The 17431-nt window shown below is 62.1% G+C and carries 16 protein-coding genes; 15 read left to right on the top strand and 1 reads right to left on the bottom strand.

Annotated elements, in window-relative coordinates; all coding sequences use genetic code 11:
* The 4 genes from JAB8_RS26130 to JAB8_RS26115 all read left to right on the top strand — a co-directional run.
* The coding region (locus JAB8_RS26130) for a glycosyl hydrolase family 18 protein (RefSeq protein WP_083287940.1) at nt 1–1628 on the top strand (1628 nt) is incomplete at its 5' end.
* Between the two features lie 80 nt (nt 1629–1708).
* The gene (locus tag JAB8_RS26125) at nt 1709–2749 is read left to right on the top strand and encodes a cupin-like domain-containing protein (protein ID WP_070292235.1); all 1041 of its coding nucleotides are present in this window, start codon (nt 1709–1711) and stop codon (nt 2747–2749) included.
* Between the two features lie 269 nt (nt 2750–3018).
* Nucleotides 3019–4194 (top strand): cyclopropane fatty acyl phospholipid synthase, encoded by a 1176-nt coding sequence (gene cfa, locus JAB8_RS26120; RefSeq protein ID WP_254679598.1) that lies wholly within the window; start codon nt 3019–3021, stop codon nt 4192–4194.
* 12 nt (nt 4195–4206) lie between these two features.
* Nucleotides 4207–5052, top strand: a complete 846-nt coding sequence (locus tag JAB8_RS26115) for a LysR family transcriptional regulator (RefSeq protein WP_070292234.1) — start codon at nt 4207–4209, stop codon at nt 5050–5052.
* A 129-nt stretch (nt 5053–5181) separates the two neighbouring features.
* Here the strand turns inward: JAB8_RS26115 and JAB8_RS26110 are convergent, their stop codons facing one another.
* On the bottom strand, nt 5182–5868 hold the full coding sequence (locus JAB8_RS26110) for a Bax inhibitor-1/YccA family protein (protein WP_034752039.1): 687 nt from the start codon (nt 5866–5868) through the stop codon (nt 5182–5184).
* A 219-nt stretch (nt 5869–6087) separates the two neighbouring features.
* Here JAB8_RS26110 and ndk point away from each other — a divergent pair, with 219 nt between their 5' ends.
* The 11 genes from ndk (at nt 6088) to hflX (ending at nt 17431) form a co-directional block, all read left to right on the top strand.
* Nucleotides 6088–6504 carry a nucleoside-diphosphate kinase gene (ndk, locus tag JAB8_RS26105; RefSeq protein WP_070223377.1) on the top strand — a complete coding sequence of 139 codons (417 nt, stop codon included), beginning with the start codon at nt 6088–6090 and terminating at the stop codon, nt 6502–6504.
* 124 nt (nt 6505–6628) lie between these two features.
* Entirely contained in the window at nt 6629–7804 is a 1176-nt protein-coding gene (rlmN, locus tag JAB8_RS26100; protein ID WP_034752035.1) for a 23S rRNA (adenine(2503)-C(2))-methyltransferase RlmN, read from the top strand.
* Between the two features lie 11 nt (nt 7805–7815).
* Nucleotides 7816–8592: a type IV pilus biogenesis/stability protein PilW gene (gene pilW, locus JAB8_RS26095; RefSeq protein WP_070292239.1), complete on the top strand. Its 777-nt coding sequence runs from the start codon at nt 7816–7818 to the stop codon at nt 8590–8592.
* A gap of 67 nt (nt 8593–8659) precedes the next feature.
* The gene (locus JAB8_RS26090; RefSeq protein WP_343216120.1) at nt 8660–9586 is read left to right on the top strand and encodes a helix-turn-helix domain-containing protein; all 927 of its coding nucleotides are present in this window, start codon (nt 8660–8662) and stop codon (nt 9584–9586) included.
* Between the two features lie 38 nt (nt 9587–9624).
* Nucleotides 9625–10887 carry a flavodoxin-dependent (E)-4-hydroxy-3-methylbut-2-enyl-diphosphate synthase gene (gene ispG, locus JAB8_RS26085; RefSeq protein WP_070221911.1) on the top strand — a complete coding sequence of 421 codons (1263 nt, stop codon included), beginning with the start codon at nt 9625–9627 and terminating at the stop codon, nt 10885–10887.
* A gap of 57 nt (nt 10888–10944) precedes the next feature.
* On the top strand, nt 10945–12306 hold the full coding sequence (hisS, locus tag JAB8_RS26080) for a histidine--tRNA ligase (RefSeq protein ID WP_070221912.1): 1362 nt from the start codon (nt 10945–10947) through the stop codon (nt 12304–12306).
* A gap of 54 nt (nt 12307–12360) precedes the next feature.
* Nucleotides 12361–13029, top strand: coding sequence for a tetratricopeptide repeat protein (locus JAB8_RS26075; RefSeq protein ID WP_070221913.1), 669 nt, complete (start codon nt 12361–12363; stop codon nt 13027–13029).
* Between the two features lie 88 nt (nt 13030–13117).
* Nucleotides 13118–14263 carry an outer membrane protein assembly factor BamB gene (gene bamB, locus JAB8_RS26070; RefSeq protein ID WP_070221914.1) on the top strand — a complete coding sequence of 382 codons (1146 nt, stop codon included), beginning with the start codon at nt 13118–13120 and terminating at the stop codon, nt 14261–14263.
* A 4-nt stretch (nt 14264–14267) separates the two neighbouring features.
* Nucleotides 14268–15614 (top strand): ribosome biogenesis GTPase Der, encoded by a 1347-nt coding sequence (gene der, locus JAB8_RS26065; RefSeq protein ID WP_070221915.1) that lies wholly within the window; start codon nt 14268–14270, stop codon nt 15612–15614.
* Nucleotides 15615–15856: 242 nt separating this feature from the next.
* Nucleotides 15857–16093, top strand: a complete 237-nt coding sequence (hfq, locus tag JAB8_RS26060) for an RNA chaperone Hfq (protein WP_008450615.1) — start codon at nt 15857–15859, stop codon at nt 16091–16093.
* A gap of 114 nt (nt 16094–16207) precedes the next feature.
* A complete protein-coding gene (gene hflX, locus JAB8_RS26055; RefSeq protein WP_046685708.1) occupies nt 16208–17431 on the top strand; it encodes a GTPase HflX in 1224 nt (407 codons plus the stop codon).

Genomic DNA, 17431 nt, shown 5'->3' with positions numbered 1-17431 from the left:
GGCCGACGCCCACCCCGACGCCGAATCCAACCCCGACACCCACTCCAACGCCTACCCCGACGCCAACCGGCGGCACCTGCGCACTGGCATGGGTGGCCGGCACGGCTTACAGCGCGGGCGCCACCGTCAGCTATGCGGGCACGAATTACCGCGCCAACTACTGGACGCAGGGCGACAACCCGTCGACCAGCAGCGGCGCTGCCGGCACGGGCAAACCATGGACCAGCCTGGAGATCTGCAGCACCACGCCGACTCCAACCCCGACGCCGACACCGACGCCGACTCCAACGCCGACTCCAACGCCAACCCCGACACCTACCCCGACGCCGACACCTACTCCGACGCCGACGCCAACGCCGACCGGCCGCGAAGTCGGTTCCTATTTCGCCCAATGGGGCGTATATGGCCGCGACTATGAGGTGGCGAACGTGCATACCAGCGGCGTGGCCGACAAGCTGACCTTCATCAACTACGCTTTCGGCAATATCTATCCGAAAAACGGCGGCTACGAATGCGGCATGATCACCAAGACGGAGCCGGGCGCGACGAATCCGAATTCGCCGGACGCGGGCACGGGCGGCGATGCAGAGGCCGACTACATCCGCACGCCGAAGCGCACCGTCGATGGCCAGGCCATTCCGTGGGACGCTCCATTGTCGGGCAACTTCCTGCAGCTGAAAAAGCTGAAGGCGGCGCACCCGAACCTCAAGTTGTTCATTTCCCTGGGCGGCTGGAGCTGGTCGAAGAACTTCTCCGTCGGTTCGGCCACCGATGCGCTGCGCAAGCAGATGGTGCGCTCGTGTATCGATATCTACATCAAGGGCAACCTGCCGGTGCAAGGCGGTCGCGGCGGCGCGGGTGCGGCGGCCAACATCTTTGACGGCATCGACATCGACTGGGAATACCCGGTCGGCGGCGGCCAGCCGTACAACACGGTCAGCCCCAACGACAAGCGCAACTTCACCTTGCTGATGGCGGAATTCCGCAGCCAGCTCGATGCGCTCGGCGCCGCCAATGGCAAGCGCTACCTGTTGACGGCCGCTGTCGGTGCCGGCAAGGACAAGATCGACAACACGGAACCGGCCCTGTACTCGCAGTACATGGACTGGATCAACCTGATGACGTACGACTTCCACGGCGGCTGGGAAAACAGCACCAACTTCAACGCCCAGCTGTTTGCCGACCCTGCCGATCCGTCGACAGGCATGGCGCGCGAATACGTGGGCGACAAGGCGGTGCAGTACATGATTGCCGCCGGCGTGCCGCGCGACAAGCTGCTGCTGGGCATACCGTTCTATGGCCGCGGCTGGACGGGCGTGGCGCCGGGACCGAACGGCGATGGCTTGTACCAGGCGGCCACGGGCACGGCGCCGGGCACGTACGAGTCGGGTATCGAGGACTATAAAATCCTCGTCGCCAAAGCCGGCACGCGCTACTACCATCCCGTGACCAAGCAGCTGTACCTGTACACGGGGGCGGGCGGCCAGTGGTGGAGCTATGATGATCCGACCGTCATCGGCACCAAGGTGAAATACGTGAAAGACCAGGGCTTGCGCGGCGCGTTCTCGTGGGAACTCGATGGCGACGCGAACGGCGTGCTGGCGACCGAGGTGTGGAAGGTACGCTAACCGTGTGCTAGCGTAGCAGGATGCGGCCGGGCGGCATTGCTGCCCGGCCGCTTGTTCATATAAAAAAAGAGGAGACGGCGATGGCGGCGGTATCGGCATTCGGAGTCAAGCAGCAGGAACAGGAACAGGAGCTGAGCCGCGAGTGGCGCAGCTGGATCGCGGAAAACCTCATGCTGGGCAGCCATCCGTCGGCGCTGATGCCGGTGCTGCAGCAGGCCGGCATCGGGGAGCCGCTGGCGCGCCGCGAAGTGGAGCTGGCGTTGCACAGTCCCTACCTGGCCGGCGCCGTGCGCCTGTCGAACCGCCTGGCCAAGCGCGACTGGGTGATCGATATCCAGCGCAAGCTGAACCAGCTGCGCCCGCCCGAGATTCCCCGCCGCGACAGGCTCTCCGCGCAGGAATTCCTCGACGAATACTATTCGACCAACCGGCCCGTCATCATCACGGGCATGATGGATGACTGGCCCGCCCTGGCCAAGTGGAGCCCGGCCTACTTCCGCGACCATTTTGCGCAGCGTGAAGTGGAAGTGCAGTTCGGCCGCGAAGCGGATGCCCAGTATGAAATGAACAGCGTGGCGCACAAGCGCAAGATGGCGTTCGGCGAGTACGCGAGCCTGGTCGAGGGCAGCGGTGCGACCAATGATTTCTATATGACGGCAAATAACAATTCGCAGAACCGGCAAGCCTTGCGCGAGCTGTGGGACGATATCGGCCAGCTGCCCGAGTACCTGGAGCAGAGTGGCGGCCCGACGGGTTTTCTATGGTTCGGCCCGGCTGGTACGGTGACGCCGTTCCACCATGACCTGACGAACAACTTCATGGCGCAAGTCAAAGGGCGCAAGCGGTTGCGCATCATGGCCGCCTGCGAGGTGGCGCGCGTGTACAACCAGCGCCACTGTTTTACACCCGTCGACGGACGCGCCATCGACCTGCAGCGCTATCCGCTGATGGCCGACGTGCAGGTGCGCGAATGCGTGCTGGCACCGGGCGAGATCCTGTTTTTGCCCGTCGGCTGCTGGCATTTCGTCGAAGCGCTCGACGTATCGATGACGGTGGCGTTTACCAACTTCAAATGGGATAACGATTTTTACAGCAAGTATCCGCCGAATCACGACTTTTGATCGTCGCGCGGATTGCCGCGAACGCGCAGGGAACAGCCGCCGAACAGGCGGCTTTTTTCATGCTACGGTGTGCTTCTTGTATAAGATATTTCCATAAAATAATTGATTGAAATCATTTTGCAGCAATTATTTTGATATGAATCGCCATGATGTTTCATTATCCAGCTGGTGATGGCGGGCGGATAATTTGATGGCTGGCGCGGCGCCGGGCCTCTGAGCGGGCTTGCCGGTGCGCGCTGGCACCGACAACCATCTGGAGGCGGCAGGGCATGAACACGCAGCAAATGACACAGTTACAGCAAGCACCGGCAAGTAGTACGGAACTCCAGCTCGACACGCGGCTGACCCGCGAAGCGGCCGAGCTGCTGGCCCGCGCCGATATCCACTTGAATGGCCGCGCCGCCTGGGACATGCAGCTGCGCAAGCCGGGCGTGCCCGAGCGGGCTTTCGCCAGCGGCAACCTGGGTCTGGGCGAAGCGTACATGGATGGCGACTGGGATGCGCAGCAGCTCGACGAATTCTTTTGCCATCTGCTGCGCGCCAAGGTGGCCGACGATGTGCGCCCCATGCGCCTGGCCTTCCACGCGCTGTACGCGCGCCTGTTCAACCTGCAGACGGAGCGACGCGCGTGGATGGTGGGCAAGGAGCACTACGACCTGGGCAACGCCTTCTATGCGGCCATGCTCGATCCGCGCATGACCTATACCTGCGGCTACTGGAAGGGCGCCGGCAGCCTGGCCGAGGCGCAGGAGGCCAAGCTCGATCTGGTCTGCCGCAAGCTGCGCCTGGAACCGGGCATGCGCGTGCTCGACATCGGCTGCGGCTGGGGCAGTTTCATGCGCTATGCGGCGGAAAAATACCAGGTGCAGTGCGTGGGCGTGACGATTTCGCAAGAGCAGGTCGCCTACGCGCGCGGCATGCCGGGCGGAGAAAACCTGGACTTCCGCCTGCAGGATTACCGCGACACCGATGAAAAATTCGACCGCATCGTCAGCATCGGCATGTTCGAGCACGTGGGGCACAAGAATCACCGTACCTTCATGGAAGTGGCGCACCGCTGCCTGGAAGACGACGGCCTGTTCCTGCTGCATACGATCGGCAAGAACAAGCGCGATTCCGCGTGCGATCCATGGATCGACAAGTACATCTTCCCGAATGGCGACTTGCCCTCCATCGGCCAGATCGGCGACGCCATCGATGATTTATTTATCGCCGAGGACTTGCACAACTTCGGCGCCGACTATGACAAGACCCTGATGGCCTGGCATGCGAACTTTGAGCAGGCGTGGCCGCAGTTTGCGGCCCAGCTGGGCGAGCGCTTCCACCGCATGTGGTCATATTATTTGCTGTCCTGCGCGGGCGCCTTCCGCGCGCGCGACCTGCAGCTGTGGCAGTGGGTCTTGTCGAAGCAGGGCGTGCTCGGTGGCTATGATCGCGTCAGCTGATATGATGGCTTGATGGACATCAATCAAGCGCGTACCTTCCTCGAAGTGGCTTCCTGCGGCAGCTTCATCATGGCGGCCGAACGCATGCACGTGACGCAGACGGCCGTCAGCGCCCGCATCCGCACCCTGGAGCAGCAGCTGGGGCGCCAGCTGTTCGTGCGCAACAAGGCGGGCGCGCGCCTGACCTCGGCCGGCGAGCGCTTCATGCGCCATGCGGCCACCATGGTGCAGGTGTGGGAGCGGGCGCGCCACCAGGTGGCCTTGCCGCCGGGGCGCGACGACGCCGTCAGCATCGGCTGCGAACTGAGCCTGTGGCAGCCGCTGCTCGGCGACTGGCTGATACGCATGAGCCGCGATTGTCCCGAAATCGCCCTGCGGGCCGAGGTCGACAGTCCCGCGCGCCTGCTCGACGCCGTGCACGACGGCTCGCTGGACCTCGCCGTGCTGTACAACCCGCCGCAGCGCCCGGGTCTGGCCAGCGAATTGCTGGCCGAGGAAAAGCTGGTGATGGTGACCACGCGCGCCGACGGGCAGATGCAGGCCGATACCTATGTGTACGTCGACTGGGGACCCAGCTTCGCGGCCAACCACCAGGCGGCGTATCCTGAACTGAGCAGCCCGCCCGTGTCGATCTCGCTGGGCCCGCTGGCCCTCGTGTACCTGCTGGAAGTGGGCGGCGCCAGCTACTTTCGTATCGGCAGCGCGCAGCCGTATCTCGACGCAGGCTTGCTGTACCGCGTGCGCGACGCGCCCGAATTCTCGCATTCCGCCTACGCCGTGTATGCGGCCCAGCGCGACAACCCGACCCTGGACCGCGCCCGCGCCTGCCTGCTGGAGGTGGCGGAGAAGATCAAGTAATTTGAACGGACGTAAAAAAGCCGACCCGCGGGTCGGCTTTTGTTTTCATGCTCTGGCGCATAAGCGCAGCGCATAAAACGTTCAGGGCAAAGCACTGCAACGCCGCCCTGGGCGTTTTTGCGTTAGCGCTTAGTCGCGGCTGCCGCCAGCGAAACCCAGAAGGGAGAGCAGGCTGGTGAAGATGTTGTACACGTCCAGGTAGATGCGCAGGGTGGCCGAGATGTAGTTGGTCTCGCCGCCGTTGATGATTTGCTGCACGTCATACAGGATGTAGGCCGAGAAGATGGCGATGGCGACCATGGAGATCACGATCGACAGTGCCGACAGGCCCAGGAAGATGTTCGCCACCGATGCCAGGATCAGCACGATCACGCCGGCGAACAGCCATTTGCCCATCGCCGAGAAATCGCGCTTCGAGACCGTGGCGATCGTCGCCATCACGGCCAGGATGGTGGCCGTGCCGCCGAATGCCGTCATGATCAGCATGCCGCCGTTCGAGTAGCCGAGCGTGCGCGTCAGGATAGGCGTGAGCATCAGGCCCATGAAGAAGGTAAAGCCCAGCAGGACGGCGACGCCGAGGCCCGAGTTCTTGGTTTTCTCGATCGCGTACATGAAGCCGAATGCGACGGCCATGAAGATGATGAAGCCCATGCCGCCGGTCAGCATCGGCAAATGCATCTGCACGCCGATGAAGGCGCCCAGCACGGTCGGTATCATGGACAGTGCCAGCAGCCAGTAAGTGTTGCGCAAGACCTGGTGGCGGACTTGCTGCATGCCCCCCGACAGGTCAAAGGTGCGTTGCATGTTCTGATTCATAGTGCCTCCGTGTTGTCAATTCAAATTACTGCTTTACCCAAGGATAGCATGGGGGCCGGAATTTGCCAAAAAAGCAGCTTAAGATTTCATTAAACAGGGACAGGGCGGCAAGATGCCCCTGCCTGTCTGGGTGATATGGGGTGGAGTATGGTAAAATCAAAGGTTGATTGAGTTATCAATTTATCGTTTTAAACCTTACTTTTATTGGAGTTTTCACACATGGCAATCGAACGCACCCTGTCGATCATCAAACCAGACGCAGTTGCAAAAAACGTAATCGGTCAAATCTACACCCGTTTTGAAAACGCTGGCCTGAAAATCGTTGCAGCACGCATGACCCAACTGTCGCGCGAACAAGCTGAAGGCTTCTACGCAGCACACAAAGAGCGCGGCTTCTTCAAGGATCTGGTCGACTTCATGGTTTCCGGTCCAGTCATGATCCAGGCCCTGGAAGGCGAAAACGCCGTTCTGGCCCACCGTGACCTGATGGGCGCGACCGATCCGAAGAAAGCAGAAAAAGGCACGATCCGCGCCGATTTCGCCGATTCGATCGACGCTAACGCCGTACACGGTTCCGACGCTGTCGAAGCTGCTAAAGTGGAAATCGCTTACTTCTTCCCAGAACTGAAGGCTTAATTGCCTTAGATAACGTTATTTCCTGGCGTTATCTGTGAAATAACTTATCACCCCCTGTTCCCGCTGCGCTGTGGTGCTTTGCCCCTGATGCGCGCGGGGACGGATTTTTAGAATAGACAAGATCATGAATACGACGACCCTCACCAACTTGCTGGACCTCGATCCCGCGCAACTCATCGCTTACTGCGCCGAGTTGGGAGAGAAACCGTTTCGTGCGAAACAATTGCAACGTTGGATACACCAGTTCGGCGCTTCCGACTTCGACGCCATGACGGACCTGGCCAAGTCGCTGCGCGACAAGCTGGCTACGCGCGCCGAAGTGCGCGCCCCTGCCATCATCAGTGACCACACGTCGACGGATGGCACGCGCAAGTGGCTGGTTGACGTGGGCAATGGCAATGCCGTGGAAACCGTGTTCATTCCGGAAGAAAACCGCGGCACCCTGTGCATCTCGACCCAGGCCGGCTGCGCCGTGAACTGCCGTTTCTGCTCGACGGGCAAGCAAGGCTTCAACCGCAACCTGAGCGTCGGCGAAATCATCGGCCAGCTGTGGATGGCGGAATTTGAATTGCGCCGCACCAAGGGCATCGAACCGGGCCCGAAAGGCGAGCGCCAGATCACCAACGTGGTGATGATGGGCATGGGCGAGCCCCTGCTGAACTTTGAGCCGACCGTCACGGCCCTGAAATTGATGCTTGACGACAACGCCTACGGCCTGTCGCGCCGCCGCGTGACCCTGTCGACGTCGGGTGTGGTGCCGATGATGGACAAGCTGTCGCAGGAAGTGCCGGTGGCCCTGGCCGTCTCGCTGCACGCCTCGAACGACGCCTTGCGCGACGGGCTGATTCCACTGAACAAGAAATACCCGCTGAAGGAATTGATGGCGGCGTGCAAGCGCTACCTGGAATTCGCGCCGCGCGATTTCATCACCTTCGAATACTGCATGCTCGACGGCGTCAACGACAGCGACGAGCACGCGCGCGAACTGCTGGCGCTGGTGCAAGACCGCGAGTTCGGCGTGAACTGCAAGTTCAACCTGATTCCCTTCAACCCGTTCCCCGAGTCGGGCCTGTTCCGCTCGAAAAACCCGCGCATCAAGGCGTTTGCCCAGGTGCTGATGGATGGCGGCATCATCACCACCGTGCGCAAGACGCGCGGCGACGATATCGATGCGGCCTGCGGCCAGCTGGCCGGCGAAGTCAAGGACCGCACGCGGGTGCAGGAACGCATGGAAAAGATGACTGAGTATCAACAGAAATTTGGCGCCAATTTCGGCAAGATCGTGGAGATCCGCTCCTGATGAGGGAAGGCATGGCTTACCAACGCTCGCTTGCTGTGGCCGCTGTTTGCCTGGCTGTGCTGCTGGTCGGCTGTGCTTCCACCGCAGACAAGGAGCAAGCTGCATCTGTCGAGCAGCGCGCCGCCTTGCGCTTGCAGCTGGCCAGCGCCTATTATATGCAGGATCAGTTTGTGGTGGCGTTGGCCGAAGCAGAGCAGGCGGTGCAGCTGGTGCCGGACAACGTCCAGGTGCGCGGCATGCGCGCCCTGATTTTTGCTGCCATGCATCAACCTGGGGCTGCTGAAAAAGATTTTCTTTACGCATTGCGCCTCGCGCCCCACAATCCCGAGTTGAGCAATAATTATGGCCTGTTTCTGTGCCAGACCGGGCGCGCGGCGCAGTCGCTGGCGTATTTTGATGCCGCATTGCAAGATGCCGCCTATGGCACGCCTGAACTTGCGCTGCATAATGCGGCGGCGTGCAGCCTGGTCATGAAAGATTACCCGCGCGCCGCTGACTACTGGCTCAAGGCGGAGCGCATCGCACCTGGCGCGGCAATCACGTATGCCGGCCTGGTGCGCGTGTATTACCAACAGCAAGACTACCGGCAAGCGGCTCATTACCTTGAGCGGCTCGGTAAAGTAGCGACAATGGAGAGCCAGACGGCCGATGTGCTGTGGCTCGGGATCAAGGTGCAGCATAAGCTCGGGGATGCGGGTGCGGAAGCTGGCCTGGGGGCGCATTTGCGCAACCACCATTCCGGCTCCCCCGAATATGCTGCTTATCAAAATGGGGCGTTTGATGAGTGAGACAGGGATACCAATGAATTCAGAGTGGGCAGAAACGCCTCAGCAGCAGCCCCAGGGCAATCTTGCGTTGGCAGGCGCACAGTTGAAGGCGCAGCGCGAAGCGCTGGGCTGGCCCGTGGAGCAGGTGGCCGACCAGCTCAAGCTGGCGCCGCGCCAGGTGATCGCGCTGGAAGAGGGCGACATGGCGGCTTTGCCGAACGTGGCCGTGGTGCGCGGTTTCGTGCGCGCCTACGCCAAGGTGGTGCGTCTCGACGCGGCGCCGCTGGTGGCCATGATCGAAGTCCATCCGGCGCCGGCGCAAGACCCGGCCGCGCCCGTGCGGCGCGAGATTTCCGCCACGTTCTCGGAATCGCGTTTCCCGTCGATGACGCAGCGTTCGTCGAACCAGACGCCAATCTGGATCGCCGGCGCCGTGGCCGTCGTCGTGGCGGCCGCCTTTGGCGCCTATAAACTCGGCTACGTGCCGGCCAGCCTGCTGTCCGCGCAGGCCGGGAAGGAAACCGCGCATGCGGAAGTGGGCCCGGTGGAAACGACCCTGATCAAGCCGGGCCAGGACTTGACGCCCGTGCAGACGCCGTCCGTGCCCCTGATTTCCGTGCCGCCGCCGCCAGGCAACGATACGCAGACGGGCGCACCTGCCGCTGCCGCCGCTTCGGCGCCGGCCGCCGCCGTGCCGCCAGCCGCCGTGCCAGCTCCGGCGACAGCGGCGACGGCTGCCGTCACGCCGCCCGCTGCTGCCGCTGCCCCTGCCGTGGGCGCGAATGCGCTGGTGCTGAAGGTGGAGCAGGATTCCTGGGTCGAGATCCGCCGTCCCGGCGCTTCTCCGCTGATTTCGCGCATGGTCAAGGCGGGCAGCACGGAAACGTTCGATATCACGGGTCCGGCCACTCTGGTGGTGGGCAAGCCGGGTGTTGTGCAGGCAACCTTGCGCGGCGCCAAGCTGGAGCTGCCGACCGTGGCCGGCGGCACGATCTCGCGTGTCAGCATCAAATAATTGCAGTAATCGTTCAAGCAAACTCAGAAGATAATATTATGGCTACCTCGAAAACAGCGATCGGCTCCGGCCCTTCCGGCCGCCGCGACAGCCGCAAGGTGCTGATCGCGCACGGCCAGCGCCAGATCTGGGTGGGCGGCGACGCCCCCGTGGTGGTGCAGTCGATGACGAATACGGATACGGCCGACGCCATCGGCACGGCGATCCAGATCAAGGAACTGGCGCGTGCCGGTTCGGAACTGGTGCGCCTGACGGTGGACCGTCCCGAAGCGGCTGCGGCCGTGCCCTACATCCGCGAGCAGCTCGACAAGATGGACATCGACGTGCCGCTGGTGGGCGATTTCCACTATAACGGCCATACCCTGCTTAACGACTACCCCGATTGCGCGCGCGCGCTGTCGAAGTACCGCATCAATCCGGGCAATGTGGGCAAGGGCGCCAAGCGCGACACGCAATTCGCGCAAATGATCGAAGCGGCGTGCAAGTATGACAAGCCGGTGCGCATCGGCGTGAACTGGGGCAGCCTGGATCAAGCCTTGCTGGCGCGCATCATGGATGAAAACGCGGGCCGCGCCGAACCGTGGCCGGCGCAAGCCGTCATGTATGAAGCGCTGGTGACGTCGGCGATTGAAAACGCCGTGCGCGCCGAAGAACTGGGCCTGGGCCGCGACAAGATCATTCTGTCGTGCAAAGTCTCGGGCGTGCAGGATTTGATCGCCGTGTACCGCGAACTGGCGCAGCGCTGCGACTATCCGCTGCACCTGGGCCTGACGGAAGCGGGCATGGGCAGCAAGGGCATCGTCGCCTCGACAGCGGCCCTGGCCGTGCTGCTGCAAGAGGGCATCGGCGACACCATCCGCATTTCGCTCACGCCGGAACCGGGCGGCGACCGCACGCGCGAAGTGATCGTCGGCCAGGAAATTTTGCAAACCATGGGCTTGCGCAAGTTCGCGCCCATGGTGATCGCCTGTCCCGGCTGCGGGCGCACGACGTCGACCACCTTCCAGGAGCTGGCCGACAACATCCAGACGTATCTGCGCGAGCAGATGCCGGAGTGGAAGAAATCGTATCCGGGCGTGGAAGCGATGAACGTGGCCGTCATGGGCTGCATCGTCAACGGTCCCGGCGAATCGAAGCATGCGAACATCGGCATCAGCCTGCCCGGCACGGGCGAGTCGCCAGCCGCCCCCGTGTTTGTCGACGGCGAAAAAGTCGTCACCCTGCGCGGCGAACGCATCGTCGAGGAATTCCAGGACATCGTCCTCAATTATGTTAAAAGCCATTACGGCGCAGCAGCGTAGGTCGGATTAGCGCTACGCGCGTAATCCGGCAATCAAGTTAAAGCAAAGAAGAACACTATGTCCGAAAATAAAAAGCTCGATAAAATCACCGCCGTCAAAGGCATGAACGATATCCTGCCCGCCGACGCCCCGCTGTGGGAATTGTTTGAAAACACGGCTCAGTCCGTTCTGCAAAGCTACGGTTTCCAGCAGATCCGCACGCCGATCGTGGAAGAGACGAAATTGTTCGCGCGCGCCATCGGCGCCGTGACCGATATCGTGGAAAAGGAAATGTATTCGTTCACCGATTCGATGAACGGCGACAACCTGACCCTGCGCCCGGAAGGCACGGCCGGCGTGGTGCGCGCCGTCGTCGAGCACAACCTCGTCTACGAAGGTCCGAAACGCCTGTGGTACAAGGGCCAGATGTTCCGTCACGAGCGTCCGCAGAAAGGCCGCTACCGCCAGTTCCACCAGTTCGGCGTGGAAGCCATCGGTTTCACGGGTCCGGATATCGACGCCGAGATCATCATGCTGTCGCGCCGCCTGTGGGACGACCTGGGCCTGGAAGGCATCCGCCTGGAACTGAACTCGATCGGCGACGCGGCCGAGCGCCTGCGCCACCGCGCCGACCTGATCGCCTACCTGGAAAGCCACAGCGAGCTGCTCGACGAAGAAGCCAAGCGCCGCCTGCACAGCAATCCGCTGCGCATCCTCGACACCAAGAACCCTGCCATGCAGGACCTGGTCAATGGCGCGCCGAAGCTGCTCGATTACCTGGGCGAGGAATCGCTGGCCCATTTCCACGGCGTGCAGAAGATCTTGAACCACAACAATATCCCGTTCACCATCAACCCACGCCTGGTGCGCGGCCTCGATTACTACAATCGCACGGTGTTCGAGTGGGTCAGCGACAAGCTGGGCGCGCAAGGCACGGTCTGCGCCGGCGGCCGCTATGACGGCATGGTGGAAATGTTTGGCGGCAAATCGACGCCCGCCGTCGGTTTCGGCATGGGCGTCGAACGCCTGGTGCTGCTGATGAAGGATGCGGCCGAGCCGGAAGCGCCGGCCCAGTGCGACGTCTACCTGGTGCACCAGGGCGAGCAGGCAGGCTTGCAAGCGTTCGTGCTGGCCGAGCGGATTCGCGATGCGGGCCTGGACGTTGTGCTACATTGCGCAGCGAGCAACGGCGGCGGCAGCTTCAAGACGCAAATGAAAAAGGCCGATGCCAGCGGCGCGGCGTTTGCCGTGATCCTGGGCGACGATGAAATCGCCAACAACGTCGCGACGGTGAAAGCCATGCGCGAAGCCGATGCGGGCGCGCAGCAGAGCACGGTGCCGTTCGACGATGTCGTCGATTACGTGGTGGACCAGATCATCGGCGACCACGATTGCGGCCACGACCACGGTCCGGGCGGCCACGTGCATCACCACCATTAATTTGCAGCAAGACCGTACTACCCTCGATCAACTACTCATTCAAACTGACGACCCATGGCATACGATCACGAAGAACAAGAACAACTGGCAACCCTCAAGGCCTGGTGGCAGCGCAATGGCAATCTGACCTCCTGGGTCCTGATCGTGGCGCTGGCCGGCTACAGCGGCTGGGCTGGCTGGCAGTACTACCAGCGCACGCAGGCCGCGCAAGCGGGCCAGCTGTACGACGAACTGCAGAACGCCATCGCCGCCAAGGACACGGCCAAGGTGATGCGCGCGACCAGCGACATGCAGTCGCGTTTCAGCGGTACGGCATATGCACAGATGAGCGCCCTGGCCGCGGCCAAGGTGGCGTTCGACGCGAACGACCTGAAAACGGCCAAGACCCAGCTGCAATGGGTGGCCGAGCACGGTACGGAAGAGTACAAGGCCATCGCCAAGTTGCGTCTGGCCGGCGTCCTGCTGGACGAAAAAGCCTATGATGAAGCGCTGAAGGTGCTGGCGACGGCCACCGTGGCGCAATTTGCCGGTGCCGTGGCCGACCGCAAGGGCGACATCCTGGTGGCGCAAAACAAGCTGGCCGATGCCCGCACGGCCTACCTGGCCGCGATAGCCGCGACGGACAAGAACAATCCTGGCCGTCAACTGATCCAGGTCAAACTGGAAGCGATCGGCGGCACGGTACCGGAAGACAAGGCCAAGGCTGACAAGGCCGCCGCCTGACAGGAACACTGATGGTGGTGCGGCCGCGCGGCGTTGTGCGCCGCCTGCCTTGCCCTTACAAGTACAAGAAAAAGGTTGGATAACACTTATGCGTGTCACTGAAAAGCTGGTAGCTGCAAGTCTGTTGGCCCTGATGGCCGGTTGCTCGTCCTGGAACCCGTTCGCCTCGAAAGATCCGAAAGTCGAGCCGGCCAAGCTGGTCGAGTTAAAATCGAGCATTGCCGTGCGCGACGCCTGGAAGTATTCGATCGGCAAGGCCGGCGTGTACGCGTTGACGCCCGCGCTGGCCGGCAGCAGCCTGTACGTGGTCAGCGCCGATGGCGCGCTGGCGCGCCTGGATGCGGCCAGCGGCCGTGAAACGTGGCGCATCAAGGCCGGCAGCGACATCACCTCGGGCGCCGGCAGCGATGGCGCCGTCGTCGCCGTGGGCGCAGCCAAGGGCGCCGTGCTGGCGTTTGACGCCGATGGCAAGCAGCTGTGGAAGGCGCAGGCGTCCAGCGAAGTATTGACGGCGCCCGTCGTGGGGCAGGGCGTGGTCGTAGTGCGCAGCGTGGACAACCGCATCGTCGGCTTCGACGCCAAGACGGGCGAACGCAAATGGACGGTGCAGCGCGCCACGCCGGCATTGACCTTGCGCAATGCGCCGGGCATGGTGCTGGGCGGCGCGAACATCTACGTGGCCCAGCCGGGCGGCAAGCTGCTGGCACTGACGGCAGCGACCGGTGTGGTACGCTGGGAGATCGTCGTCAGCGAACCGCGCGGCGCCACCGAACTGGAGCGCGTCTCCGATATCGCCGGCACGCCGGTGGTGTTCGAAGGCGAAGTGTGCGCCGTCACGTATCAGGGCAAGGCGGGCTGCTTCGACGCCGCCACGGGCGTGCCGCGCTGGACCAAGCCGATCTCGTCCGATGTGGGCGTGGCCGTCGACCAGCGTTTCGTGTTTGTTGCCGATGACCAGGGCGCCGTGGTGGCGTTCAGCCGCGAAGCCGGCCAGAGCGCCTGGAAGAATGAGGCGCTGGCGCGCCGCCGCCTGTCGACGCCGGCCTCCTACGGCCGCAGCGTCGCCGTCGGCGACTATCAAGGTTATATCCACTTCCTGTCACGGGAAGATGGCGCATTAATAGGTCGTGTCAGCACCGACGGTAGCCCCATTGTTTCGGCTCCCGTCGTTGCCGGTTCGAATTTGATTTTTCAAACCCAATCAGGGACAGTGACCGCTCTCGCGGTCGAGTAATACAATGAAGCCGGTAATTGCACTAGTAGGTCGACCCAATGTTGGGAAATCGACTTTATTCAATCGTCTGACCCGCTCGCGCGATGCGCTGGTGGCGGATTTGCCTGGGTTGACGCGCGATCGTCACTATGGCGAAGGCCGTGTCGGCGAACGTCCCTTCCTCGTCATCGATACGGGTGGTTTCGAACCCGTCGCCAAGGAAGGCATCATGCACCAGATGGCACTGCAGACCAAGCAGGCCGTGGCCGAGGCCGACGTGGTGGTGTTCATCGTGGACGGCCGTCAAGGCCTGACCCCGCATGACAAGACCATCGTCGACTTCCTGCGCAAGAGCGGTCGTCCGGTCTTGTTGGTGGTCAACAAAAGCGAAGGCATGCGCTACACGGCCGTCGTGTCCGAATTCTATGAATTGGGCATGGGCGATCCGTATGCGATCTCGTCGGCGCACGGTGACGGCGTCAACGACCTCGTCGAAGTGATGCTGGACCTGGCGTTCGCGCAGCGTCCGGATGAGCCTGAAGAGCTGGAAAAGACCGACCGCGGCATCAAGATCGCCCTCGTCGGCCGTCCGAACGTGGGCAAGTCGACCTTGATCAACACCCTGCTGGGCGAAGAGCGCGTGATCGCCTTCGACATGCCGGGCACGACGCGCGACTCGATCGAGATCCCGTTCGAACGCGATGGCCAGCAATACACCCTGATCGACACGGCCGGTATCCGCCGCCGCGGCAAGGTGTTTGAAGCGATCGAGAAATTCTCGGTGGTGAAAACGCTGCAGTCGATTTCCGAAGCCAACGTGGTCGTGCTGATGCTCGACGCGCAGCAGGATATTTCGGAGCAGGACGCGCATATCGCCGGCTTTATCCTGGAATCGGGCCGCGCGCTGGTCGTGGCCGTGAATAAATGGGATGGCTTGCAATCGCACCAGCGCGATGAAATCAAGATCGATATCGACCGCAAGCTCGATTTCCTGTCGTTCGCGCAAATGCACTTCATTTCGGCGCTGAAGGGCACCAACATCGGTCCACTGATGAAGTCGCTCAACGCCGCGTATGCGGCCGCCATGTGCGACCTGTCGACGCCGAAGCTGACGCGCGCCCTGATCGAAGCCGTGGAGAAGCAGGAACCGCGCCGCAAGGGTTCGATCCGTCCGAAGCTGCGCTATGCCCACCAGGGCGGCATGAACCCGCCTGTGATCGTTATTCACGGCAATGCGCTCGACGCCGTTGGCGATCCCTACAAGCGTTATCTGGAAAAACATTTCCGCGATACGTTTGCCCTGGTCGGTACGCCGCTGCGCATCGAATTGCGTACGGGTAAAAACCCGTTTGCACGCACGCCAAGCAAGTAATGAGTTAACAGCTGGATTAAGTGCATATTAAGGCGCCGCGGAGATAATGCGGCGCCGACAGCCAATTCAATGGTTATTTGCACGGAAATAATAAAGTGTTAATGCGCCATGCGCGACAGCGATCGCGAAAACAGGTTACAGTAGCTATGACGCATCTTTCTTTCTTTGAAAGGTGTGAGAGCACTTGAAATCAAGCGAGTCGCCTCCAATTCTTACACAACAACATAAACAACGGAGCTGTTATGAGCAACAAAGGGCAACTGTTACAAGACCCATTCCTCAATGCATTACGCAAAGAGCATGTTCCTGTCTCGATCTACCTGGTCAATGGCATTAAATTGCAGGGCCATATCGAATCGTTCGATCAATATGTCGTATTGCTGCGCAATACGGTGACACAGATGGTGTACAAGCATGCCATCTCGACAGTGGTGCCGGCCCGTGCCGTCAATCTCAATATTGAATCTGAAGCGGAGTAAAGCGTTGAGCTTGACGGCCCAGCGCCTTTCACCCTCCATCGCCCCCGTCCGCGCCAGCGGCGCTGATGCGTTTGCATCGGCGTCGGCGTTCGCCGCAACTCATCAGATGCCATCATGCGCGCGGCACTAGTCGGGGTTGACTTCGGTCACAGCGACTTCGCCGCCAGCATGGAGGAACTCATGCTGTTGTCGCGTTCGGCTGGCGCGGACCCGATTTCCACCATCACGGCCAAGCGTTCCAGTCCCGATTCCGCGTATTTCGTCGGCAGCGGCAAGGCCGATGAAATTGGCGACGTCGTCGTCAACGATGGCCTGGAAATCGTCATCTTCAATCACGCCCTCTCGCCCGCCCAGCAGCGCAATCTGGAAAAGCGCCTGAATGTGCGCGTGCTCGACCGTACCAGCCTGATCCTCGACATCTTCGCGCAGCGCGCCAAGAGCCACGAGGGCAAGCTGCAAGTCGAGCTGGCCCAGCTGCAGCATCTGGCCACGCGCCTGATCCGCGGCTGGACCCACCTGGAACGGCAAAAGGGCGGTATCGGCTTGCGCGGTCCCGGCGAGACGCAGCTCGAGACCGACCGCCGGCTGATCGGCGACCGTGTCAAGGCCCTGCGCGCGCGCCTGGAAAAACTGCACAAGCAGCGCGAAACGCAGCGCCGCGCGCGCGGCCGCAATCACACATTCTCGGTGTCCCTCGTCGGCTATACCAATGCCGGCAAGTCGACGCTGTTCAATGCCGTGACCAAGGCCGGCGTGTATGTCGCCGACCAGTTGTTCGCCACCCTCGACACCACCTCGCGCCGGGTTTACCTGGGCCAGGAAGTGGGCAACGTGGTGATCTCCGACACGGTCGGCTTCGTGCGCGAATTGCCGCACCAGCTGGTGGCCGCCTTCCGCGCCACGCTCGAAGAAACCATCCATGCCGATCTGCTGCTGCACGTCGTCGACGCCGCGTCGCCGGTGCGCATGGAGCAGATCGAGCAGGTCAACCTGGTCTTGAAAGAGATCGGCGCCGATCATATTCCGCAAATCCTCGTGTGGAACAAGATCGATGCGGCCGGGCTGGAGCCTTCGGTGGAGCGCGATGAATATGCTACGATCAGTCGCGTGTTCGTCAGTGCGCAGAAGGGCAGCGGGCTCGACCTGCTGCGCGATGCGATCGTCGAAATGGCCAGGAAGGCGCCCCGTTCTGCCCACCTGTATCAGAACGACGAAGCACCGCAGGAAGATCAGTTTGACGGTCAGTACGACCAGCACGATGGCGCCGCCCCGGACCAGGACGAAGAGCCTGGCGAGGACGATAGGATTTCCACCCACTCCCAAGTCGGAACACGATAG

The organism is Janthinobacterium sp. HH106, assembly GCF_001758725.1.
Taxonomy (GTDB): domain Bacteria; phylum Pseudomonadota; class Gammaproteobacteria; order Burkholderiales; family Burkholderiaceae_D; genus Janthinobacterium.
Note: the sequence above shows the minus strand (reverse complement) of the source record. Positions and strands in the feature narration are given on the sequence as shown.